This window comes from Streptomyces curacoi (genome assembly GCF_001513975.1).
Lineage (GTDB): Bacteria > Actinomycetota > Actinomycetes > Streptomycetales > Streptomycetaceae > Streptomyces > Streptomyces curacoi.
In genome coordinates this window covers 471,727-493,663 of the sequence record NZ_KQ947984.1, presented here as the reverse complement: position 1 = coordinate 493,663, position 21,937 = coordinate 471,727, and the positions used below count along the sequence as shown (strand labels likewise).

Below are 21,937 nucleotides of genomic sequence, written 5' to 3'. Positions count from 1 at the left end.
GGGCACCTGACGACAAGGATGAGGCCCGGATGAAGAACTCTTCATCTGGGCCGTCGGACGTCCGGTCGGCGGGGCGGGCCCTCAGCTGTCCAGCCCGATGGAGAACGCCGCCTCCAGGTCGTGCTGCGAGTAGGTGCGGAACGCCACGTGGGTGTCCGTCGCCTCCACGCCGGGGATCTTGCTGATCCGGCCCGGGATGACCTCGGCGAGATCCTCGTGCTGCTTCACCCGCACCATGGCGATCAGGTCGTAGGTGCCGGTGACCGAGAAGACCTCGCTGACGCTCTCCAGCGAAGCGATCCGCTCCGCGATCTCGGGAATCCGGTCCACGCTGGTCTTGATGAGGACGATCGCGGTGATCACGGCTGGTTCTCTCCCTCGGAGGCCGGAGCAGGGGCGGACCTCACTCTAGTAGGCCGCCCGAACCGCGCCCACGCGAAGGCGAAGCCCAGGCCGAAGCCCACCAGGTGCGCCAGATACGCCACCCCCGGCCCCTGGTCCGCCCGCCCCGCCGCCACCCACTGCAGGGCCGCCCAGAACGACAGCACGACCCAGGCCGGGAAGCGCAGCGGCAGGAACAGCAGGAACGGCAGCAGGCTGGTCACCCGCGCCCCGGGGAAGAGGAACAGGAACGCACCGAGGACCGCCGAGATCGCCCCGGAGGCGCCGACCAGGGACTGCGTCGAGCCGTCGTTGGCGGCCGCGTAGCCCAGCAGGGCCAGATAGCCGCAGCCCAGGTAGAAGAGGGTGAACTGGACGCGGCCCATCCGCTCCTCGGTCATCACACCGAAGACGTAGAGGAAGAGCATGTTGCCGAGCAGGTGCACCCAGCTGCCGTGTACGAACAGGGCCGTGGCCGGGGTGAGGGCGGCCCGGGCCGAGCCCTCGAACAGCTCGGCGGGCACCACGCCCCAGCGGTGGAAGTAAGCCCGCTGCGCGGCGAGCAGCCCGTCACCGGAGCCGTACGCCGGATCGAGCCCCGCCGCCGGGCCCGTCAGGAACAGCAGACAGCACACGGCGATCAGCCCGTGGGTCACCGGCGCCGACGGCCCCCGGACCACGCTGCCGAACCGAGCCGAGATGTGCGCCACGCTCCAGTTGCCGATCATGAACACAGAGCATGGCGTAACGGGACGTACTCGTGCAGACTGCCTCGCCGCCTTGGACGGCCGAGCGACGAGTACCCGCCAGGCCGTAGGGTTACGAGCCACACGCGCCGGGTAGTCCGGGGCGTCACTGACAATAGAAGGCCTAGAAGGAAAGAGCACGGTCACGATGACGGTTCCCCTGCCGACCGCCACGACGCGGTGGCGCTGCACCCTCTGCGGCAACCTCACGCGCTTCGACGTGACGCGCTCGTCCAAGGTCGTGGAGTACGTCCACCTCGATCTGGCCGGCGAGCCCAAGATCGAGGAGCGCGAGGTGCTCAGTGAGACCATCGAGTCCGTGCGCTGCCGCTGGTGCAACGCCGCGGACAAGGTGGAACTCGTGGACAGGCCGGGCGCCGGCTCCTGACGATGGGGATCCCCCGCTCGATTCGAAATCGGGAGTGGGGAGGGTCCCGCACAGCATTGGTGGTGTGACGGATGGTGGAGACACAAGGCGGGGGGCCGGGCGACGGCGCCGCTGAGGTGCTCGACCGTCCGCTGCCCGACGGGGTACGCCGCAAGGTCGTACAGATCGTGTCCGACGGCTTCGGCGGGCTGACCGTCGGCGAACTGCCCGCGCAGCTTCGGCAGTACGCCCGGTTCGCCCCGAACCGCCGGGCCAAGTTCGCCGGCAACGCCATGGCGGCGGCGCTGGAGACCGATCCGCTGTTCCGGCAGCGCATCGGGGAGAAGTTCAGAGAGGCCCAGCCGGAGCTGTCCGGCGCCCTCGACTCCGGCTCGGCGCCTGCGGCCGCGGACCCGCTCGACGTGGCGGCCGCGGCCTATGTTCTGCGGCCCACCGGCTGGGTCAAGCTGGTCACCGCGGCCGGCGAGGAGGCCCAGCGGGCCGACGCCGAGCGCGCCGACGAGGAGAGCCGCGCCGAACTGGAGCGGCTGCGCGAGGAGCTCGCCCAGGCCCGTGAGCACACCCGGGCCGAGACCGAGCGGCTGCGCACCGAGCTGGAGGCGGCGAAGAAGGAAGCCGAATCGCTGCACCGAAAGCTGCGCTCCGCCCTCAGCGACGTCAAGCGCGGTGAGGCCGCCCTGCGCAAGATCCAGGGCGAGATCGAGGCCGTACGGGCGGAGGGGCAGGCCCAGATCTCCGCGGCCGAGAGCGAGACGCGGCGGCTCAAGGCGCGGCTCGGGGAGGCCGAGGCGGCCCTGGAGGCCACGCGCAGAGCGGCACGCGAGGGGCGCAGCGTCGAGGACATGCGCGTACGGCTGCTGCTGGATACCCTGCTGGACGCCACCCAAGGGCTGCGCCGGGAGCTGGCGTTGCCGCCGGTGTCCGTGCGGCCCGCCGAGACCGTGGACGCGGTCGAACCGGGCCGTATGACCCCGAAGGACATCGCCGCCCGGGCGTTGTCCGAGAACGACCCCGCGATCCTCGACCAGCTCCTCGCCCTGCCGCAGGCGCATCTCGTGGTCGACGGCTACAACGTCACCAAGACCGGCTATCCCCAGATGCCGCTGGAGAAGCAGCGGTTGCGGCTGCTCGGCCAGCTCTCCCAGCTCGCCGCGCAGACCGGCGCCGAGGTGACCTGTGTCTTCGACGGGGCCGAGCTCGCCGCGCCGGTGCTGCTCGCGCCGCCGCGCGGCGTGCGGGTGCTGTTCTCCAAGCCCGGTGTGACCGCCGACGAACTCATCCGCCAGCTGGTGCGCGCCGAGCCGCCGGGCCGTCCGGTCATCGTCGCCTCCACCGACCGCGAGGTGGCCGACGGGGTGGCCCGGGCCGGGGCCCGGCCGGTGGCTTCTGCGGTGCTTCTCAAGCGCCTGTCCTGAATGGTCAACGTGCAGGCGCAATGCCCGAATTGGCGGAACCGTCACGCAACGTAGGGTCAGGCACGCGTCACCGCATGTGAGTTGTGTGTAAAGAATGCAGGGTGTGACGAGATTTTTCTTCTGAGGATTTGATCTGATCACAGGAAGGTCACTAGGGTCAGCGCCGAACCTCCGAGCGGGTGATCACTCAGAAGAAGGGTTTCACCTCCGTGGCGTCCCACCGTCGACCCAAGCAGCCGAGCCGGGCCCGTGTGACCGTGCTGACCACCGCTGCCGCTGCTGCCGTGGCCATCAGTTCTCAGGCCGCCAACGCGGCTCCCAGCGAGAAGCCGAGCAAGGACGAGGTCAAGGCCAAGGTCGACAAGCTCTACGAGCAGGCCGAGCAGGCCACCGAGAAGTACAACGGGGCCAAGGAGAAGCAGGAGAAGCTCCAGAAGGAGATCTCCACCATCCAGGACAACGTCGCCCGCGGCCAGGAAGAGCTCAATGAGCTGCGCGACGCGATGGGCCTGGCCGCCGCCGCCCAGTACCGCACGGGCAGCATCGACTCCTCCCTCCAGCTGTTCCTGTCGTCGAACCCGGACGACTACCTGGACAAGGCCTCCACCGCCGACCAGCTCAGCGCTCAGCAGGTCGACCAGCTGAAGAAGATCCAGGAGAAGCAGCGCGAGCTCGCCCAGCAGCGCGCCGAGGCCGCCGACAAGCTCAAGGACCTCTCCTCCACCCGCACCGAACTGGGCAAGAAGAAGAAGGAAGTCCAGGGCAAGCTCGCCGAGGCCCAGAAGCTGCTCAACAGCCTGACGGCCGCCGAGAAGGCCGCCCTCGCCGCCGAGGAGGCCCGCGCCAGCCGCTCCTCCGCCGACCGCGTGGACCTCGGCAACACCAGCGCCGCCTCGGGCCGGGCCGCCGCGGCCTTCTCCGCCGCCCAGAGCAAGCTCGGCTCGCCCTACGTCTACGGCGCCACCGGCCCGTCCTCCTTCGACTGCTCCGGCCTGACTTCCTGGGCGTACGCGCAGGCCGGTGTCTCCATACCGCGCACTTCGGAGGCGCAGTCCAGCATCGGCACGCGCATCTACTCGCAGAGCGATCTCCAGGTCGGCGACCTCGTCTTCTTCTTCAACGACCTGCACCACGTGGGCCTCTACGCTGGCAACGGCCAGATCATCCACGCCCCGCGCACCGGCACCGTCGTCCGGTACGAGTCGATGAACACCATCGGCGGCCCGTTCATGTGGGGCGTCCGGGTCTGATCCGGCCTCGCCAAGATCAACACAGCGCACCGCCCGAACGAGCGAATTACGGCACCCCGACTGACCCCACGCCCCGCCCATGACCTGCGTCATAGGCGGGGCGTCACGTTGTGTGCCCGCGACGGTCGTTGGTCGTCACCCCGGCACGGAGCTACTGTCTGCCGCGTTTCCCCCACTGCAGGGGGCAAGTCCCTGTCCCTCAGCGGAAGGAGAGCGGCACACGTGGGGTCCCATCGCCGCCTTGCACCATCCGGGTTCGACCGGGGCGCCGGCACAGCGCTCTGCGTCATGTCGGCCGCCGCCGCGGCCCTCGGGGTCGCACCGGCCACGGCCGCGCCGCACGACGACACCCGGGCCAAGGTGGACCGCCTCTACGAGGAGGCCGAGAAGGCGACCGAGGCCTACAACAAGGCCGACGAACGCGCCGACAAACTCCGCGACCAGGTCGGTGCCGCACAGGACCGGATCGCCCGGCAGCAGGAGCGCATCAACTCCATGCGGGACGCCGTCGGTTCGCTGGCGGGCGCCCAGTACCGGTCCGGCGGCCTCGATCCCTCCCTCGCCCTGCTGCTCTCCGACGACCCGGCCGACTACCTCGACAAGGCCGCCACGCTCGCCCGGATCAGCGCCCGCCAGGCCGGCGAGCTCAGGGACCTCCAGGAGGCGATGCGGGAACTCGCCCAGGACCGTGCCGAGGTGGCCGGGACCCTCGCCGAACTGGAGAAGAGCCGCAAGGCCGTCGCCTCGCACAAGCGGATCGTCGAGCGCAAACTCGCCCAGGCGCGCAGGCTCCTCAACTCCCTGACGGAGGCCGACCGCGCCGCCTACGGCCGCGCCTCCCGCTCCGGCCGCGACTTCATGCCCGACTTCGGCAGCGCCGTCCCGCCCTCGGGCCGCGCGGCGGCCGCCCTCGCCGCCGCCCACTCCGCGCTGGGCAAGCCGTACGTGTGGGGCGCCAGCGGCCCCTCCGGCTTCGACTGCTCGGGTCTGATCCAGTGGTCGTACGCCCAGGCCGGCGTCTCCCTGCCGCGCACCTCACAGGCGCAGCGGTACGCCGGCCGGCAGGTCCCGATCTCCGAGGCCCAGCCCGGCGACGTGGTCACCTACCGCGACGACGCCAGCCATGTCGGGATGTACGTGGGCAACGGCCAGGTGATCCACGCGCCCTACCCCGGCGCACCCGTGCGCTACGACCCGGTGGGCATGATGCCGGGCGCGACCGTCACCCGGGTCTGACGCCGGTCCGACGCGGGTCTGACCTTCGCGCCCGCGCCGCCGTACGATCGGGAAATGGCTGGTCGAAGGCGGACGTCGGGTACGAGAGTCGTCCTCGCGCTCTGTCTGCTGCTCGTCTGGCTGGTGGGCTGCGGCGGGCGGCCCGCCACCGACGGCGCGAAGGCCGAGGTGCAGCACCTCCTCGACCGGCGGGCGGCCGCGATACTCGGCCATGACGAGGCGGCGTATCTGCGCACCGGCGCCCAGGACCGGTTCGGCAATCTGCGTGCGGTGCCCCTCGCCGACTGGTCGTACCGGCTGACCGGCCTGCGGCGCACCGGCGACAGCGCCGTCGCCGAGGCCGAGCTCCGCTACCGCGTCCAGGGCTACGACCGGGCTCCCGTCAGTGCCGGGCGCACCCTGACGCTGAGCCTGGACGCCGCGGGCGGGTGGTACATCGAGTCCGAGCGGCCCGCGAAGGGCTCCGCCGAGCAGCTGTGGGACCAGGGCGAGGTGAGCGTCGTACGCGGCGACGACAGCCTCGTCCTGGGCGTCGGGCAGTCCGGCACGGCGCTGCGTTCGTACGCGGCGCTGGCGGACCGCGCGGTGCCGGCCGTGTCGCAGGCGTGGGGCACCGACTGGCCCCGGCGGGTCGTGGTCCTCGTACCGAAGTCGCTGGCCGGCATGGCGGGGCTGCTCGGCGCGCCCGCGTCCTCCTACCGCGGGATCGCCGCGGTCACCACCGGCGAGACCGGCGCCCCGGCGAACGCGCCCGCGGACCGGATCATCGTCAACCCCGACGCGTACGGCGTCCTCGGGGACGTCGGCAGACAGGTCGTCCTCACCCACGAGACCACCCATGTCGCCACCCGCGCCCACACCGGCGCCGCCACCCCGCTGTGGCTCTCCGAAGGCTACGCCGACTGGGTCGGCTACCTCGGCAGCGGCCGCTCCCCGTCCCAGGCCGCGCCCGAGCTGTGGCGTGCGGTGACCGAGGGGCGGGTGCCGAAGGCGCTCCCGTCCGACGCGGACTTCGGCTTCAGCGGCGACGCGGGCAGGCTGGCGCGGGCCTACGAGAGCGGGTGGATGGCCTGCCGGATGATCGCGGACCGCTGGGGCGAGGTCGGACTCGTGGAGTTCTACCGGGCCGTGGGCGCGCACGAGCGGCGGGCGGGGGCGGTCGAGGACGCGCTGAAGGACGTGCTGGGGACGTCGCTGGAGGAGTTCACGGGGGAGTGGCGGGAGTATCTGCGGGCTCAGCTCGGCTGATCGAGGACTTCACCGTGCGGCAGGCCCGCGCGCTGGTGCTGGTGCTGGTGCTGGTCGCGGTCGTGGCACGGCTGGGGGTGACGGCGGTGGCCGCGTACTCGATCGCGTACACGGTGCTGTACGCCGCGACCCTGGCCTGCTACGCCGTCCTGCCGGGCAGGACCGCACCCTGGATCACGGCGACCTTCGGCGCAGGTCCCGCGGGCGCCGTGCCGGAGCGCAGTGTGCCGCCGTCCCTGGTGCTGCTGCGGTGGGCCCGGTGTCAGGAGGGCAGTGACGTTTCCTTGGTGCGGGGCGTCTGAGCCGGGACGGTGAGGAGGGCGGTCTCGGTCACCGTCGCGCGCCAGAGCGTGCGGGCCGCCAGGAGTGTGGCGAGGACCAGCAGGCCGTTGCGGAGGAACAGCAGGGTGACGCCGAGGGCGTCACTGGCGACGACGTGCGCGAACCAGACGGGGAACTCCAGGACCGTCACGAAGCAGGCCGCGAGGACCAGGCCGACGGGCAGCGTCATACGGCTGCCCCGGAAGCACAGGCACACGGCCGCGAGGCCGACCAGCCACACCATGTACTGCGGGCTGATCACGCGGCTGGTCGTCGTGAACATCAGCACCGCCACGAAGGACGCGTCCGCGAGCGTGTGCGGCTCGAACCGCTTCGCCCGCAGCCGCCACAGCAGCAGCCAGCCGAAGGCGAGTGCGCTGAGGGCGAGGGCTGCCCTGCTGACGACGTCGACGTAGGGGCCGAGGAACTCCACCGAGCCGTAGTTGAGCAGCACCTGGCCGTCCCAGCCGTACTGCCGGGCCACATGGAAGACGAGCGCGCCCAGCGACTCCACCTCGGTGCCGCGGTCGCGCTGGAAGGTCAGGAAGGCGAACGCGCCGGGCATGGTGAGGGCGAACAGTGCCGACAGGGCACCGACGGTCAGCGCGGCCGACGCCCAGGCGCTGCGCCTGCGGGCGGCGATCAGCAGCAGCACCGGCCACACCTTCAGCATCGCCGCGAAGCCCGTCAGCGCGCCCATCACCCGGGGGTGCCGGGCGCCCGCGAGCAGCGCGGCAACCGCCACGGCGGTCACCATCACGTCGTAGCGGGCGTACACGGTCGGCCCGAGCAGCGGTACGCCCGCCACCCACACCCAGGCGCCGCGCAGCGGTCGGCCGGGGCGCCGGCCGGCGTACCGCAGGAGCAGGAGCACGGCCAGGTCGGCGGCGAAGGCGAGGACGAAGAACGCCGAGGGGTAGTCCAGCCAGAACAGCAGCGAGGGGGAGAGGACGGCGAAGGCCGCGGCGGGCGGGTACTGCCAGGTGACGTCGTCGAGCGGGAACGTTCCGGTGCGCAGCACCTCGTACCAGCCCTGGTAGATCACCGACACGTCGCTGGTGACGTCCGGGCCGGGGAAGACGTACACCTTGAACACGAAGAGCAGCAGAGCCGCCCTGGTCAGCGCCCAGACGCCCCCAAGCCACGCCAGGGACCGCCGCGTGCCCGTCGTCTCCACCCGATCCCCTGCCGTTCGCGTCCCGCCTCCAGGGGAACATGATGTCCTCTCCGGCTGTGTGCGGGCCATAAACGTGGCCGCGTCCGGCTGTGAGCGGCGCCTTCGGTAAGGTCGGCGGCGATGCACAAGACCCTGATCGTGACCAACGACTTCCCGCCCCGCCCCGGCGGCATCCAGGCCTTCCTGCACAACATGGCGCTGCGGCTGGACCCGGAGCGGCTGGTCGTCTACGCCTCCACCTGGAAGCGCGGCCGCGAGGGCGTCGAGGCCACGGCCGCCTTCGACGCCGAGCAGCCCTTCACGGTCGTACGGGACCGTACGACGATGCTGCTGCCGACGCCCGGGGCGACCCGGCGGGCGGTGGGGCTGCTGCGCGAGCACGGGTGCACGTCGGTGTGGTTCGGGGCGGCGGCACCGCTCGGTCTGATGGCGCCCGCGCTCAGGAAGGCCGGCGCCGAACGGCTGGTGGCCACCACCCACGGCCACGAGGCGGGCTGGGCCCAGCTGCCCGCGGCCCGGCAGCTGCTGTGCCGTATCGGGGAGTCGACCGACACGATCACCTACCTCGGCGAGTACACCCGCTCGCGGATCGCGACCGCCCTGACGCCGGAGGCGGCCGCGCGGATGGTGCAGCTGCCGCCGGGGGTGGACGAGAAGACCTTCCACCCCGGATCGGGCGGCGACGAGATCCGGGCGCGGCTGGGCCTGACGGACCGCCCGGTGGTGGTGTGCGTGTCCCGGCTGGTGCGGCGCAAGGGCCAGGACACCCTGATCCGGGCGATGCCCCGCATCCTGGCCGCCGAGCCGGAGGCCGTGCTGCTGATCGTCGGGGGCGGACCGTACGAGAAGGACCTGCGGCGGATGGCGCACGAGACGGGGGTCGCCGACTCGGTCCGCTTCACGGGTCCGGTGCCGTGGTCCGAGCTGCCCGCGCATTACGGCGCCGGGGACGTGTTCGCGATGCCGTGCCGGACGCGGCGGCGGGGACTCGATGTGGAGGGCCTCGGGATCGTCTACCTGGAGGCGTCGGCTACCGGGTTGCCGGTTGTCGCCGGTGACTCGGGTGGGGCGCCGGACGCGGTGCTGGACGGCGAGACGGGCTGGGTGGTGCGGGGCGGCTCCCCGGAGGAGGCCGCCGACCGCATCGTCACGCTCCTCGGCGACGCCGAGCTGCGCCGGAGGATGGGGGAGCGGGGCAGGGAGTGGGTCGAGGAGAAGTGGCGCTGGGACCTGTTGGCGGAGCACTTGAAGCGATTGCTGTAGTGCAACGCCCCTGAAGGGGCGCGGGGCTGTGTCGATATGCGGCTCCGCCGCCTGGCGCGACCAACCACAAACAAGCCGCAGCCGCCCACGACGAATACGCGGCACCCCACTAGGCGGAACCCCAAAATCCGCACATGCTGCGCACATGACATCAAACCTGATGCAGCGTCAGTTGACAAGACGTCAAATCCTCGGAATGGCGGCACTGCAAACCGCCGCCGCCCTCGGCTTCACCCGCATCGGCCTCAAGTCCGCCCACGCGGCCGAGCCCGACGCGGTCGAGTCCGCCCCCGCCATCGTCGTCGGCTCCGGCTACGGCGGCGCGGTCGCCGCCCTCCGCCTCGGCCAGGCGGGCATCCGCACCCTCGTCCTCGAAATGGGCCGCCTCTGGAACACCCCCGGCCCCGACGGCAGGGTCTTCTGCTCCACCCGCACCCCCGACCGGCGCTCCATGTGGTTCCGCACCCGCACCGAGGCACCCCTGGCCACCTTCCTGTGGCTGGACGTGGTCAACAAGGACATCGGCCCCTACCCCGGCGTCCTGGACCGTGTCCGCTACGACCACATGTCCGTCTACGTCGGCCGAGGCGTCGGCGGCGGCTCCCTGGTCAACGGCGGCATGGCGGTCACCCCGCTCCAGTCCTACTTCGCCGAGCAGTTCCCGGCCGTGGACACCGCGGAGATGTACCGCACCTACTTCCCGCGCGCCCGCTCCATGCTGGGCGTCAACACCGTCGACCCCGCGTGGTTCGAGTCCACGGAGTGGTACCGCTTCACCCGGATCTCCCGCAAGCACGCGGCCAACACCGGTCTGAAGACCACCTTCGTGCCCAACGTCTACGACTTCGGACACATGCAGCGCGAGGCAGCCGGTACGGCGACGAAGTCCGCGCTGGCCGGTGAGGTCATCTACGGCAACAACCACGGCAAGCGCACCCTGGACAAGACGTATCTGGCCGCCGCGGTCGGCACCGGGAACGTCACCCTCCACACCCTGGAGCGGGTGAAGGCGATCAGCAGGGCGCCCGACGGGACGTACGTCCTGACCGCCGACCGGATCGACGACACCGGCACGGTCGTCGGGACCAAGGAGTACGGCTGTACGTACCTCTTCCTCGGCGGCGGCAGCCTCGGCACGACCGAACTCCTCGTCCGCGCCCGCGAGTCGGGCACGCTGCCCGCCCTGGACGCGAGCGTCGGCACCGGGTGGGGGACCAACGGCAACGTGATGCTCGGCCGGGCCAACCACCTGTGGGACACGGTCGGGGAGAACCAGTCGACCATGCCGGTCATGGGCATCGACGACTGGGGCAACGCCGCCAATCCCGTCTTCGCCGAGATCGCGCCTCTGCCGACAGGGCTGGAGCACTGGGTCAGCCTCTACCTGGCGATCACCAAGAACCGGGAGCGCGCGTCGTTCTCGTACGACTCGGGGAGCGGCGCGGTGCGCCTCGGGTGGAGCGCCGCGCAGAGTGCCGTGTCGGTGGGCATGGCGAAGAAGCTGTTCGACCGGATCAACTCGGCGAACTCCACGATCTACCGGTACGACCTGTTCGGCTCGTCCAACAAGGTCTTCGCCGACGACTTCACCTACCACCCGCTGGGCGGCTGTGTGCTGGGGAAGGCGACCGACGACTACGGCAGGGTGAAGGGGTACTCGCGGCTGTACGTCACCGACGGCTCGCTCGTGCCCGGGTCGATCGGGGTGAACCCGTTCGTGACGATCACCGCGCTCGCCGAACGCACCATGGCGCGGGTCCTCGCCGAGGACACCGCGCCATGAGCCGCCGTCGTACGACCGGGGTCCGCTACTTCTGGTAGATCGCCTCGATCTCGTGCGCGAAGTCCTTCGCCACGACGTTGCGCTTGAGCTTCAGCGACGGCGTCAGATGGCCCGACTCCTCCGTGAACTGGGAGGGCAGAATGCGGAACTTCCGCACCGATTCCGCCTTCGACACCGCGGCGTTGCCGTCGTCGACCGCCGACTGGATCGCGGCCAGCAGGTCCGCGTCGCCGGCCAGCGACGCCGCGGTGGAGCCCGCCGGCTTGCCGTGCTCGGCGCACCAGCGGCCCAGGAACTCGTCGTCGATGGTGACCAGCGCGCCGACGAACGGCCGCCCGTCACCGACCACCATGCACTCCGCGACCAGCGCATGCGCGCGGATCCGGTCCTCGATCACGGCCGGGGCGACGTTCTTGCCGCCCGCGGTGACGATGATCTCCTTCTTGCGGCCGGTGATCCTGAGGTAGCCGTCCTCGTCGAGGGTGCCGATGTCACCGGTGTGGAACCAGCCGTCGGCCAGCGCCTCCTCGGTCGCGCCCGGGTTGTTCCAGTACTCCTTGAACAGGTGCTCGCCGTGCAGCAGCACCTCGCCGTCGTCGGCGATACGGACCACCGAGCCCGGCAGCGGCTGGCCGACCGTGCCGATCTTCTGGCGGTCCCAGGGGTTGAAGGCGGTCGCGGCGCAGGACTCGGTCAGGCCGTAGCCCTCCAGGACCGTGAAGCCGATGCCGCGGAAGAAGTGGCCGAGCCGCTCGCCCAGCGGGGCGCCGCCGGAGATGGCGTACTCGCCCTTGCCGCCGAGCACGGCCCGCAGCTTGCTGTAGACGAGCTTGTCGAAGACCTTGTGCTTGATCTTCAGACCGACCGACGGGCCCGACGGGGTGTCCAGCGCCTTGCTGTAGGCGATCGCCGTGTCCGCCGCCTTGTCGAAGATCTTGCCCTTGCCGTCGGCCTGGGCCTTGGCGCGCGCCGAGTTGTAGACCTTCTCGAAGACGCGCGGCACACCCAGGATCAGGGTCGGGCGGAACGCGGCGAGCTCGTCGGTGAGGTTCTTGATGTCCGGGACGTTGCCCAGCTTGATCGGCGCCATCATGGGCGCGACCTGCACGAGCCGTCCGAAGACGTGCGCGAGCGGGAGGAAGAGCAGGACCGAGCACTCGCCGGTGCGGAAGAGGGGGCGCAGGCGCTCGACGACGTTGCCGCACTCGGCGAAGAAGCTGCGGTGGGTGAGCACACAGCCCTTGGGGCGCCCGGTGGTACCGGAGGTGTACACGATGGTCGCCGGATCGTCGGCCTTGGCGATCGAGCTGCGCTCCTCGACCGTCGCGTCGCTGATGTCCTGCCCGAGCCGCCCGAGCTCCTCCACGCCCCCGGCCTCGATCTGCCAGACGTGCTTGAGCGCGGGCAGCCGGTCGCGCACCGACTCGACGGCGGCCGTGTGGTTGTCCAGCTCCGTGATGACCGCGGTCGCGCCCGAGTCGCTGAGGATCCACTGGACCTGCTCCGGCGAGCTGGTCTCGTACACCGGCACGGTGATCGCGCCCGCCGACCAGATCGCGAAGTCGAGCAGGGTCCACTCGTAGCGGGTGCGGGACATCAGGCCGACCCGGTCGCCCGGCCGGACCCCGGCCGCGATGAGCCCCTTCGCGGCCGCGTGCACCTCGGCGAGGAAGGCGGTGGCGGTCACGTCCTGCCAGGCGCCGCCCACCTTGCGGGCGATGACGGCGACGTCAGGGTGCTGCGCGGCGTTTCTGCGGACGATGTCGGTCAGATTGCCGTCCGCAGGGACCTCGTACAAAGCCGGAAGGCTGAACTCGCGCAAGACTGCTGCTCCTCATAGGGCGCCGGCGCCACGACGTTGTGTGATGCGACGGTGCGGTCCAAGGCTCGGGCAAGTGCTCGGGGATTCACATGTTGAAATCCTGAGCACGACTGGACCGACCGGACGTTACCCGCCGGTATGGCTTCTTCGACAGGGGGTCCCGGCGAGATGTTCGCTGCGTCACACGGATTGGTGTTTCTGCGCGCACAGTAGTCGAGCGGTCTGACGACTGGCCAGTAACCATCGGTCCGGCCGCCACTGTTCACGTATGCCGCACACGCCTACCCTTGATCGCCATGGCACCCACACCGACGGGAAACCGCAGGACACGCGTTCATGTGGTCAGCGATGTGCACGGCAACGCCCGCGACCTGGCCCGGGCCGGCGAGGGTGCCGACGCCCTGATCTGCCTGGGCGACCTGGTGCTGTTCATGGACTACGCCGACCACTCGCGCGGCATCTTCCCCGACCTGTTCGGCGTGGAGAACACCGACCGCATCGTGGAGCTGCGCACCGCCCGGCGCTTCGAGGAGGCCCGTGAGTTCGGGGCGCGGCTGTGGGCCCAGATCGGCTCGGACCGGCGCACGGTGATCGAGAAGGCGGTGCGCAAGCAGTACGCCGAGATGTTCGCGGCGTTCCCGACGCCGACGTACGCCACGTACGGCAATGTCGACATGCCGCCTCTGTGGCCGGAGTACGCCGGGCCGGGCACGATGGTGCTGGACGGGGAGCGGGTCGAGATCGGGGGCTGGGTCTTCGGCTTCGTGGGCGGGGGGCTGCGGACGCCTATGCGCACCCCCTACGAGATCGGCGACGAGGAGTACGCGGCGAAGATCGAGGCCGTGGGGGAGGTGGACGTGCTGTGCACGCACATCCCCCCGGAGGTCCCGGAGTTGGTGTACGACACCGTCGCGCGGCGCTTCGAGCGCGGGAGCCGGGCGTTGCTGGAGGCGATTCGCCGTACCCGTCCGCGTTACTCGCTGTTCGGTCATGTTCACCAGCCGCTGGCGCGGCGGATGCGGATCGGGGCGACGGAGTGTGTGAACGTGGGGCACTTCGCGGGGTCCGGGAAGCCGTGGGTGCTGGAGTGGTGAGCCATTTCCGGCGCGGTGGGTGTTTTCCGGTCGCGGGGCGCGGGTGGGGGTGAAGTCGGCTGGTCGGACGCGCGGTAGCCTTCACGCTGCACACGCGTGCGCACCACGACTTCTTACCGGCCCGCATCTGGAGGAGCCACGGCGATGGCGGAACACACCAGCTCGAGCATCACGATCGAGGCGGCACCGGCCGACGTCATGGGGGTGATCGCCGACTTCGCCCGCTACCCGGACTGGACCGGTGAGGTGAAGGAGGCGGAGGTCCTCAAGACCGACGGGGAGGGCCGCGCCGAGCAGGTCCGTCTCGTCATGGACGCCGGCGCGATCAAGGACGACCAGGTGCTGGCGTACACCTGGAGCGGCGAGCACGAGGTGTCCTGGACGCTGGTGAAGTCCCAGATGCTGCGGTCGCTCGACGGGTCGTACCTCCTCAAGTCGGCGGGCGCCGGGGCGACCGAGGTCACCTACCGGCTGACGGTGGACGTCAAGATCCCGATGCTGGGGATGATCAAGCGCAAGGCAGAGAAGGTCATCATCGACCGGGCGCTGGCGGGTCTGAAGAAGCGGGTGGAATCGGGCAAGTAGGGTCGCGCCGTAGGGGTGCTGTGCTTCGCCGGGTGCGGCGCCGTCGTGGCCGGTCGCGCAGTTCCCCGCGCCCCTGGGCAGGCGGCACCCCGCCGGCGCGGGCGAGCGTTCCCACCCCCAGCCGCAACGCCCGGCACCTCGCAAGCAGGGTGAACCCCGACGTCCGTTACGGTTCACCCCCATGCGCACCATCCTGATCACGGGCCCGGGCGGTAGTGGCCGTACCACGGTCGCCGCCGCCACCGCGCTCTCGGCGGCGACCAACGGCACCAGAACCCTGGTCCTCAGCGCCGACCGCACCGACACCCTCGGTGCCGCCCTCGGCGTCACCACCGGCGCGACCCCCACACAGGTCACCGCGACCCTCACCGCCTGGCGCCCCGACGCCACCCGCGGTTTCCGCGAGGACCTCGCCGGCTTCCAGGAGCGTGCCACCGCCGCCCTCGACCTCCTCGGCGCCTCCCGGCTCGACCCCGAAGAGGTCACCCCCCTTCCCGGCGCCGAGGAGCTCGCGCTGCTGCGGGCGCTGCGGGACGCCGCGCTCGCCGAGGCGCATGACCTGCTCGTCGTCGACCTGCCCGCCACCCCGCACGCCCTCGCCCTGCTCTCCCTCCCCGAGGAGCTGCGCCGCTACCTGCGCCGGCTGCTCCCGCCGGAGCGGCAGGCGGCCCGGGCCCTGCGGCCCGTGCTGGGGCGGCTGGCCGGCGTTCCGATGCCCGCGGAGTGGCTGTACGAGACCGCGGCCCGCTGGGACGTCGAGCTCGCCGCCGTAGAGGCCGTCGTCGCCGACCGCGACACCGTCGTACGGCTGGTCGCCGAGCCGGGGCCGGGCGGTGCCGACGCCGTGCGGTCCGCCACCCTCGCCCTGGCCCTGCGCGGCCTGCGCCCCGACCTGCTGATCGCCAACCGCGTCCTGCCGGAGGCGGAGGCGACGGCGGGCAGCTGGCTCGCCGGGCCCGTCGCCCAGCAGCGCAAGGTGCTGGAGGAGTGGGGGGACGAGTACGACATCCGCCGGGTCGCGCACCTCGGGCGGGACCCTCGTGGCGTCGAGGATCTGGCCGCCCTCGCCGTGCCCGCCGTCAACGACACGTCGTCCACCGTCGAGTGGCCCGTCACCGACCGGCTCGCCGACGACGGCGTCCTCGTCTGGCACCTCCCCCTGCCCGGCGCCGCCCGCGACGAGCTCGACCTCTTCCGGCGCGGCGACGAACTCGTCGTCACCGCGGGACAGTTCCGGCGTATCGTGCCCCTGCCGTCCGCCCTGCGCCGCTGCGCTGTGGACGGGGCCGCGCTGCGGGACGGCGAGCTGCGGATCCGGTTCGCGCCGGATCCGGCCCTGTGGCCGCGGACCCCGTGAAGCAGGTACGCCCGTTCGGGTAACGTCGTAGAGACGAACCGTAGTCAGGAGTCCGTCATGAGCGAAGAGCTCCCCCCGTCCGACGCCGCGGAAGAGAAGGCGATCGACGAGGAGCGGGCCGCCGACGCCGACGCCTGGGCGACGGCGTGCGCCGAGGACCTCGCGGCGGAGAAGGCCCGCCGCCGAGCCGAGCACGGCCCGCCCCCGGGCTCGGCCGCCGAGGAGCTGCGCAAACTCGTCGACGCCGTCGCGGACAAGCTGTCGACCATCCAGTCCCCGCTGCTCGGCGCGGTCGCCGGACCCGCCGCCCAGCAGGTGGTCAAGCAGGTCGTGGAGCAGGCCAAGGCCGCCGTCGAGCCCGTCATCGAGCGCAACCCGGACGTCTTCGACCACCTGGCCGCGGCCGGCACCGAACTCCTCGCCGCCTACCGCTCCGCCGTCCAGGCCCAGGAGCGCCGCTGGACCGCCCGGGACACCGGCGGGCACGACCTGGACGAGCGCCGGGACCGGGGCGACGACACCGGCCCCGGGGAGCGGATCGACCTGGACTGATCCCCAGGAGCCCCGCATGAGCGCAGCCCGTGCCCCCGGGCCGCCGCCCGCCCTGTCCGCCGGGCGGACGACGGGACCCCGACGGCGGGGCCTCGGGTACGGTTGGCCGTAGCGGGGCTCGACCGAAACTGAGGGATTCATGGGACTCACCATCGGCGTCGACATCGGTGGCACGAAGATCGCGGCCGGCGTGGTCGATGAGGAAGGCAACATCCTCTCGACCCACAAGGTGCCGACCCCGGGCACGCCCGAGGGAATCGTGGACGCCATCGCTGCGGCGGTGGACGGCGCGCACGCCGGGCACGAGATCGTCGGCGTGGGCATCGGTGCGGCCGGTTACGTCAACCGTCAGCGCTCGGAGGTCTACTTCGCGCCCAACATCGACTGGCGCAACGAGCCGCTGAAGGCGAAGGTCGAGGCCCGCGTGGGTCTCCCGGTCGTCGTGGAGAACGACGCCAACGCGGCCGCCTGGGGCGAGTACAAGTTCGGCGCGGGCAAGGGCCACCGCAACGTCATCTGCATCACGCTCGGCACCGGCCTCGGCGGCGGCATCATCATCGGCAACAAGCTGCGCCGCGGGCACTACGGCGTGGCCGCCGAGTTCGGGCACATCCGCATGGTGCCGGACGGCCTGCTGTGCGGCTGCGGCAGCCAGGGCTGCTGGGAGCAGTACGCCTCCGGCCGCGCCCTGGTCCGCTACGCCAAGCAGCGCGCCAACGCCACCCCGGAGAACGCCGAGATCCTCCTCGGCATGGGCGACGGCACCCCCGACGGCATCGAGGGCAAGCACATCTCCATGGCCGCCCGCCAGGGCGACCCGGTGGCCGTCGACTCCTACCGCGAGCTCGCCCGCTGGGCCGGCGCCGGCCTCGCCGACCTGGCCTCCCTCTTCGACCCGTCCGCCTTCATCGTCGGCGGCGGCCTCTCCGACGAGGGCGAACTGGTCCTCGACCCGATCCGCAAGTCCTACAAGCGCTGGCTGGTGGGCGGCAACTGGCGCCCGGTGGCCGACGTCATCGCCGCCCAGCTGGGCAACAAGGCGGGCCTGGTGGGCGCGGCGGACCTGGCCCGGGAGCCCGACCCGATCATGTGACGGTGCATTCTTGGGATGCGGCGGCCATGCCCACCCAGGGGCGCGGGGAACTGCGCGACCAGCCACGGACAACCGGCAGTCGCACACGAACCTCGCGCCCCGAGCCATTGGGCGTAGATTGATCCACATGGAGTTGCTCCCCAAATCCCGCACGGAGCCCGACGGTTCCGCGGTCATCAGGGTCCTGAGCTACAACATCCGCTCGATGCGCGACGACACAGCCGCCCTCGCCCGCGTCATCACCGCCTGCCACCCCGACCTCGTCCTGCTCCAGGAAGCCCCCCGCTTCTTCCGCTGGCGCAAGAAGCTCTCCCGCCTGGCCCGCGCATCCAACCTCGTCATCCTCACCGGCGGCGCCACAGCCGCAGGCCCGGCGATCCTGTGCAACCTGAGGGCGACCGTGGAGCGAACAGAGGACGTACTCCTCCCTCTCACCCCCGGTCTTCACAGGCGCGGCTTCGCCACGGCCGTGGTCCGCTTCGGCGGCGCCCGCCTCGGCGTCCTGAGCTGTCACCTCTCCCTGCAGCGGGACGAGCGCCACGACCAGGGCGGCATGCTCCTGGACCGGCTCGCCGCAATGGGGGTGGAGCACGCGATCGCGGGCGGCGACCTCAACGAACGCCCCGGCGGCCGCACCTTCGTCCGGCTCGCCGAGAACCTCCAGGACTGCTGGGCCACCGCCCCCTGGGGCAGCGAGTACACCTCGACCCCGGCCGACCCCCATCAACGTATCGACGCGATCTTCGCCACCGAGGGCGTCGAGGTGCTCGGCTGCGGAGTGCCCCTCGGGCACCCCGGCGTGACGGAGACAGACCTGAGGGCGGCCACGGACCACCTTCCGGTCCTGGCCGCCCTCAGGGTGCCCGCCACCGCGTAGCTACGGCCGCTGCTTCGCCTTGTCCACGACCGCCCAGCTGTCGAGATACGAGAGCTGGGTGTACGTCTTCATCTTCGGGCCGTCGCCCGAGGTGCGCTGGTCACGGAAACCGAGGAACGCGTACGTCTTCGGGTCGAAGATGAAGTAGCCGCCGAAGCCCCCGGCCCCCTCCGGAAGCGTGGGGTCGTCGTAGGTGATGGCCACGCCGGTGCGTCCCTTCGCGTCCTGCTGGTTCGGCACGGCCTTCACGCCGGGCACCATGCCGAGCGCCTCGTACGCCGCCGGACGCAGCCCCTCCGGCATCACCGGGACCAGCTTGAGCAGTCCGGCGAGGCTGAAGTGGATGTGCGACCACTCCTGGTCGCCGATGTCGTCCAGCGAGTCGACCTTCCCGCCCAGTCCCCAGTCGCCCTGGATCGAGAGGATCAGCTTCTCGGGGTCGGTCGGCAGCTTGCGCAGCGTCCCCCAGTCCTGCGGAGGCCAGCTGCTCTCGTTCTCCTTGAGCGGCGGCGACCACCACCCCTTGCCGATCTCCATGATCCAGGACGGCTCAGAGCCGTCCACCGAGCGCCAGTTCTCGTCGACGTAGCTCTTCGTCTCGCCGGTCTTCTGCTCGGTCTCCTTGATGATCTCCTTGGTGTAGATGAACTGGTCGTCGCGCGGGGTGACCGTCCGCTCGTGCCTGCGCTCATAGGCGGCGGCCCCGTTGAGCACCGTCTGCGCGCTCACGTTGCGCATGGCGGGGGCGCTGGTGGCGGGCGGCTGGGCCGTACGGCCCCGGCCCGCACCGTCGTCGTCGCGTACGGCGACCAGGACCCCGGCGGCGACCGCCGCGGCGAGCGCGCCGGTCAGGGCGATACGCAGGACGGGGCGTCGCGGCCGGACCACCGGGGCGGGCTCGTCCATCGCGGTGAGCAGGCGCCCCCGCACCCGGTGCCGGGTGGAGTCGTCGAGGGGGGGTGCCGTTGGGGCGAAGTCCCTCAGTTCTCGTAGTTCGTCGAGCTCTCGCGGGTCGTCGATGTCACGCATGGGCGTCTGCCTCTCGGAATGCCGTCGGATCGGATCCGCCCAGTGCTTCGCGCAATCTGCCGCGAGCCCGGTGCAGCCGTGATCTGACGGTGCCGACGGGCACGCCGAGGGCCTGGGCCGCCTCCTCGTAGTCGAGGTCGGCCCAGGCCACCAGCAGCACGACATCGCGGTGCCGGGCGGAGAGCCCGCCCAGCGCGGCTGCCAGTTCCCGGCGCACCCCCGTAGCACCGGCTCTGGAAACCGCCCGGTCCGCGACCGGTTCCTCGTGCTGCACCGGCTCCGGCAGCCGCGCGAGCGCCTTGAACCGGCGCGCCTCGGCCCGGCGGTGCCGGCCCACGAGGTTCGTCGCGATGCCGAACAACCAGGGGCGGGCGTCGTCCCGCCCCTGGTCGTAGGTGTGGCGCCGCTGGAAAGCGGTGATGAAGGTCTCCGCCATCAGATCTTCCGCCGCCTCGGGACCGAGCCGCCGGGCCGCGTAACGATGCACGGCGTCGGCGTACCGGTCGTAGAGCACGGCGAACAGCTCGGGCTCATCCCGGGACCGCGCGATCACGCGGGCATCACTCTCCTCGCGATCCTCGTCGCGGGTGCCGACGCCCGGTGGTCCGACGGTCATCGGGGCTCCTTTCGTTCGTCTGAACGCCTCGAAGGCTTGGGCTCGTTCGGGTTGTTCATCTCTCCTTCGCCGCTCGGCGGAATCGAGTTCCCTTTTCGGCGCGCAGGCCTCCGTGGCCGACTGCGGGGACACGTGAGGGCCCGCCCGAACACTCCGGGCGGGCCCTCACGGAAGGTGCGTCAGACGACCGCGCCGCGTCCCGGGTCGTCGTCCTCGTCGTCGTCCGTCTTCATCCGCATCACCAGCGTGGCGAATCCGCCCACGAAGCCGCCGATGCCCAGCGTGGCCAGCCACCACGTCATGTCCCAGCCCAGCACGACGGCGAGCAGCAGCAGGATCGGCCCGCCGATCACCGCGAGCCAGGCGAACTTCGCGGTCGCGTCGGCAGCCGGCAGCGGCGGCGGCTCAGGCGGTACGAAGTGGCCCTCGTCGTCGGTGTCGAAGTCGTCCTCGGACGGCTCGGGAAGGCTGTAGTCGCGGGGGCCGACGCCGGGCGCGAAGGAGACGGAGCTGCCCACGGGCTTGACCGGCTTGTCCGCCTCGGGCTCTTCCGGCTTCGCGGGCTCGTCGTCCTTCTGGTCCTTCTGGTCCTTCGGGTCCTTCTTGCCCTTGTCGGCCGTCGGCTTGCGGTCCGGCCCGCCGCTCGCCTCGTCGTTCGTGCCGGACTCCGGCAGCGCCAGGTCCTCCACCGACTTGAACGGCTTCGCGCCCGGCGGGTCCGGCGGCTCCTCGCCGTATCCGGCGACGATCGCGGCCCAGGCGGCGTCCTCGTCGAACGGGACGTGCTGCTCTTCCGGCTCGCGATCGTCGCGGTCCTCGCGCCTTTCGCGGTCGGAGTCGTGCTCAGCCACGTGCGGTCGTCCCTTCTTTGCCGACGGAGGGGGCGAGCCGGCCGATGAAGCCGAGGCTCTCCTCGAAGATCCGGTCCGCATCATGGTCCAACGTCGCCACGTGCCGGCTCTGTTCCAGCACGATCTGCGTCACGTCCGTCGACGACACCCGGCTGAGGATCCGGGCCGAGTCCGCCGCCGGCACCGTGTGGTCCTGCGCGCTGCGCAGCACCAGCAGGGGCTGGGTGACCTGCGGCAGCTCGCCGTCGACCAGACGGAAGAAGTTCCGCAGGGAGTGGGCCGCGTGCAGCGGCACCCGGTCGTACCCGACCTCGACGCCCCCCTTCGCGATGTCACCCGTGATGCCCTTCACCGTACGGACGAGGTGGCGGGAGACCGGAAGGGTGCGGGCGTACCGGCCGTGCACCTTGTTCGCCGGGTTGACGACCATGACACCGGCGACGCCTTCCCCGTGCTTCGCGGCGAGCCGGAGCGCCAGGGCGCCGCCCATCGACAGGCCGGCGACGAAGACCCGGGCGCAGCGGTCGCGCAGGTTGCGCAGCTCGCGGTCCACCTCGGCGTACCAGTCCTGCCAGCCGGTCAGCCGCAAGTCCTCCCAACGGGTGCCGTGCCCCGGCAGCAGCGGCAGCGAGACGGTGAGCCCGCGCTCGGCGAGATACTCCGCCCAGGGGCGCAGCGACTGCGGGGAACCGGTGAAGCCGTGGCAGAGGAGGACCCCGACCTCCCCGCCCGCGTGGCGGTACGGCTCGGCTCCAGGAAGGACCGGCACCTTACGGTCTCCTGTTCGTGAGAAGGACGACATGAACGAGCGGGACGACTGCGCACCCACGCGGCGCAGCCGTACATGGATGCC

General features: G+C 71.5%; 22 protein-coding genes. 14 read left to right on the top strand and 8 right to left on the bottom strand.

Annotated elements, in window-relative coordinates:
* Positions 1-81: 81 nt before the first annotated feature.
* On the bottom strand, positions 82-363 hold the full coding sequence (locus AQI70_RS02215; RefSeq protein ID WP_004001873.1) for an Lrp/AsnC family transcriptional regulator: 282 nt from the start codon (positions 361-363) through the stop codon (positions 82-84).
* Positions 360-1,109, bottom strand: coding sequence for a rhomboid family intramembrane serine protease (locus tag AQI70_RS02210; RefSeq protein WP_062144962.1), 750 nt, complete (start codon positions 1,107-1,109; stop codon positions 360-362). The genes AQI70_RS02215 and AQI70_RS02210 overlap by 4 nt, the downstream gene beginning before the upstream one ends.
* 166 nt (positions 1,110-1,275) lie before the next feature.
* On the opposite strand from AQI70_RS02210, the gene AQI70_RS02205 reads away from it, so the two are divergent.
* From AQI70_RS02205 to AQI70_RS40870, 6 genes are all read left to right on the top strand, one after another.
* A complete protein-coding gene (locus AQI70_RS02205; RefSeq protein ID WP_004001875.1) occupies positions 1,276-1,515 on the top strand; it encodes a hypothetical protein in 240 nt (79 codons plus the stop codon).
* Between the two features lie 71 nt (positions 1,516-1,586).
* A complete protein-coding gene (locus AQI70_RS02200; protein WP_062143255.1) occupies positions 1,587-2,930 on the top strand; it encodes an NYN domain-containing protein in 1,344 nt (447 codons plus the stop codon).
* A 209-nt stretch (positions 2,931-3,139) separates the two neighbouring features.
* The gene (locus AQI70_RS02195) at positions 3,140-4,180 is read left to right on the top strand and encodes a C40 family peptidase (RefSeq protein WP_062144958.1); all 1,041 of its coding nucleotides are present in this window, start codon (positions 3,140-3,142) and stop codon (positions 4,178-4,180) included.
* Positions 4,181-4,402: 222 nt separating this feature from the next.
* On the top strand, positions 4,403-5,416 hold the full coding sequence (locus tag AQI70_RS02190; protein ID WP_062143252.1) for a C40 family peptidase: 1,014 nt from the start codon (positions 4,403-4,405) through the stop codon (positions 5,414-5,416).
* Between the two features lie 54 nt (positions 5,417-5,470).
* Complete coding sequence (locus AQI70_RS02185) at positions 5,471-6,664, top strand: hypothetical protein (protein WP_062143248.1); 1,194 nt, start codon at positions 5,471-5,473, stop codon at positions 6,662-6,664.
* On the top strand, positions 6,631-6,966 hold the full coding sequence (locus AQI70_RS40870) for a hypothetical protein (RefSeq protein ID WP_425264594.1): 336 nt from the start codon (positions 6,631-6,633) through the stop codon (positions 6,964-6,966). Before AQI70_RS02185 ends, AQI70_RS40870 begins: the two co-directional genes overlap by 34 nt.
* Here AQI70_RS40870 and AQI70_RS02175 read toward each other — a convergent pair.
* Positions 6,927-8,162 (bottom strand): glycosyltransferase family 87 protein, encoded by a 1,236-nt coding sequence (locus AQI70_RS02175; RefSeq protein ID WP_062143245.1) that lies wholly within the window; start codon positions 8,160-8,162, stop codon positions 6,927-6,929. The two genes, AQI70_RS40870 and AQI70_RS02175, sit on opposite strands and share 40 nt — an antisense overlap.
* A 120-nt stretch (positions 8,163-8,282) precedes the next feature.
* Between AQI70_RS02175 and AQI70_RS02170 the strand changes: the two genes are divergently transcribed.
* Positions 8,283-9,425, top strand: a complete 1,143-nt coding sequence (locus tag AQI70_RS02170; protein ID WP_062143244.1) for a glycosyltransferase family 4 protein — start codon at positions 8,283-8,285, stop codon at positions 9,423-9,425.
* A gap of 160 nt (positions 9,426-9,585) precedes the next feature.
* Positions 9,586-11,208 carry a GMC oxidoreductase gene (locus tag AQI70_RS02165; protein ID WP_482255584.1) on the top strand — a complete coding sequence of 541 codons (1,623 nt, stop codon included), beginning with the start codon at positions 9,586-9,588 and terminating at the stop codon, positions 11,206-11,208.
* A gap of 25 nt (positions 11,209-11,233) precedes the next feature.
* Here AQI70_RS02165 and AQI70_RS02160 read toward each other — a convergent pair whose 3' ends face one another.
* Entirely contained in the window at positions 11,234-13,030 is a 1,797-nt protein-coding gene (locus AQI70_RS02160) for an AMP-dependent synthetase/ligase (protein ID WP_062143240.1), read from the bottom strand.
* 296 nt (positions 13,031-13,326) lie between these two features.
* On the opposite strand from AQI70_RS02160, the gene AQI70_RS02155 reads away from it, so the two are divergent.
* The 6 genes from AQI70_RS02155 (at position 13,327) to AQI70_RS02130 (ending at position 18,588) form a co-directional block, all read left to right on the top strand.
* Entirely contained in the window at positions 13,327-14,124 is a 798-nt protein-coding gene (locus AQI70_RS02155; protein ID WP_079051110.1) for a metallophosphoesterase family protein, read from the top strand.
* 144 nt (positions 14,125-14,268) lie between these two features.
* Entirely contained in the window at positions 14,269-14,709 is a 441-nt protein-coding gene (locus AQI70_RS02150) for an SRPBCC family protein (protein ID WP_004001885.1), read from the top strand.
* Between the two features lie 181 nt (positions 14,710-14,890).
* Positions 14,891-16,066: an ArsA family ATPase gene (locus AQI70_RS02145; protein ID WP_062143235.1), complete on the top strand. Its 1,176-nt coding sequence runs from the start codon at positions 14,891-14,893 to the stop codon at positions 16,064-16,066.
* Between the two features lie 57 nt (positions 16,067-16,123).
* Positions 16,124-16,618, top strand: a complete 495-nt coding sequence (locus AQI70_RS02140; protein ID WP_062143232.1) for a DUF5304 domain-containing protein — start codon at positions 16,124-16,126, stop codon at positions 16,616-16,618.
* Positions 16,619-16,757: 139 nt separating this feature from the next.
* Positions 16,758-17,711, top strand: coding sequence for an ROK family glucokinase (locus AQI70_RS02135; RefSeq protein ID WP_062143229.1), 954 nt, complete (start codon positions 16,758-16,760; stop codon positions 17,709-17,711).
* A gap of 127 nt (positions 17,712-17,838) precedes the next feature.
* Positions 17,839-18,588 carry an endonuclease/exonuclease/phosphatase family protein gene (locus AQI70_RS02130; RefSeq protein ID WP_062143222.1) on the top strand — a complete coding sequence of 250 codons (750 nt, stop codon included), beginning with the start codon at positions 17,839-17,841 and terminating at the stop codon, positions 18,586-18,588.
* Here the strand turns inward: AQI70_RS02130 and AQI70_RS02125 are convergent, their stop codons facing one another.
* From AQI70_RS02125 to AQI70_RS02110, 4 genes are all read right to left on the bottom strand, one after another.
* On the bottom strand, positions 18,589-19,617 hold the full coding sequence (locus AQI70_RS02125; RefSeq protein ID WP_062143218.1) for a CU044_5270 family protein: 1,029 nt from the start codon (positions 19,615-19,617) through the stop codon (positions 18,589-18,591).
* The gene (locus AQI70_RS02120) at positions 19,610-20,233 is read right to left on the bottom strand and encodes an RNA polymerase sigma factor (protein WP_004001891.1); all 624 of its coding nucleotides are present in this window, start codon (positions 20,231-20,233) and stop codon (positions 19,610-19,612) included. The genes AQI70_RS02125 and AQI70_RS02120 overlap by 8 nt, the downstream gene beginning before the upstream one ends.
* Before the next feature lie 179 nt (positions 20,234-20,412).
* The gene (locus tag AQI70_RS02115) at positions 20,413-21,084 is read right to left on the bottom strand and encodes a hypothetical protein (protein WP_062143215.1); all 672 of its coding nucleotides are present in this window, start codon (positions 21,082-21,084) and stop codon (positions 20,413-20,415) included.
* Positions 21,077-21,853, bottom strand: coding sequence for an alpha/beta hydrolase (locus AQI70_RS02110; RefSeq protein ID WP_062143212.1), 777 nt, complete (start codon positions 21,851-21,853; stop codon positions 21,077-21,079). The genes AQI70_RS02115 and AQI70_RS02110 overlap by 8 nt, the downstream gene beginning before the upstream one ends.
* Positions 21,854-21,937 lie beyond the last annotated feature (84 nt).

Coding starts and splice junctions, on each gene's coding strand:
- AQI70_RS02165 (WP_482255584.1), top strand. CDS start 9,586: ATGCAGCGTCAGTTGACAAGACGTCAAATCCTCGGAATGGCGGCACTG.
- AQI70_RS02135 (WP_062143229.1), top strand. CDS start 16,758: ATGGGACTCACCATCGGCGTCGACATCGGTGGCACGAAGATCGCGGCC.
- AQI70_RS02170 (WP_062143244.1), top strand. CDS start 8,283: ATGCACAAGACCCTGATCGTGACCAACGACTTCCCGCCCCGCCCCGGC.
- AQI70_RS02140 (WP_062143232.1), top strand. CDS start 16,124: ATGAGCGAAGAGCTCCCCCCGTCCGACGCCGCGGAAGAGAAGGCGATC.
- AQI70_RS02210 (WP_062144962.1), bottom strand. CDS start 1,109: ATGATCGGCAACTGGAGCGTGGCGCACATCTCGGCTCGGTTCGGCAGC.
- AQI70_RS02205 (WP_004001875.1), top strand. CDS start 1,276: ATGACGGTTCCCCTGCCGACCGCCACGACGCGGTGGCGCTGCACCCTC.
- AQI70_RS02150 (WP_004001885.1), top strand. CDS start 14,269: ATGGCGGAACACACCAGCTCGAGCATCACGATCGAGGCGGCACCGGCC.
- AQI70_RS02130 (WP_062143222.1), top strand. CDS start 17,839: ATGGAGTTGCTCCCCAAATCCCGCACGGAGCCCGACGGTTCCGCGGTC.
- AQI70_RS02125 (WP_062143218.1), bottom strand. CDS start 19,617: ATGCGTGACATCGACGACCCGCGAGAGCTCGACGAACTACGAGAACTG.
- AQI70_RS02120 (WP_004001891.1), bottom strand. CDS start 20,233: ATGACCGTCGGACCACCGGGCGTCGGCACCCGCGACGAGGATCGCGAG.
- AQI70_RS02145 (WP_062143235.1), top strand. CDS start 14,891: ATGCGCACCATCCTGATCACGGGCCCGGGCGGTAGTGGCCGTACCACG.
- AQI70_RS02155 (WP_079051110.1), top strand. CDS start 13,327: ATGGCACCCACACCGACGGGAAACCGCAGGACACGCGTTCATGTGGTC.
- AQI70_RS02185 (WP_062143248.1), top strand. CDS start 5,471: ATGGCTGGTCGAAGGCGGACGTCGGGTACGAGAGTCGTCCTCGCGCTC.
- AQI70_RS02200 (WP_062143255.1), top strand. CDS start 1,587: ATGGTGGAGACACAAGGCGGGGGGCCGGGCGACGGCGCCGCTGAGGTG.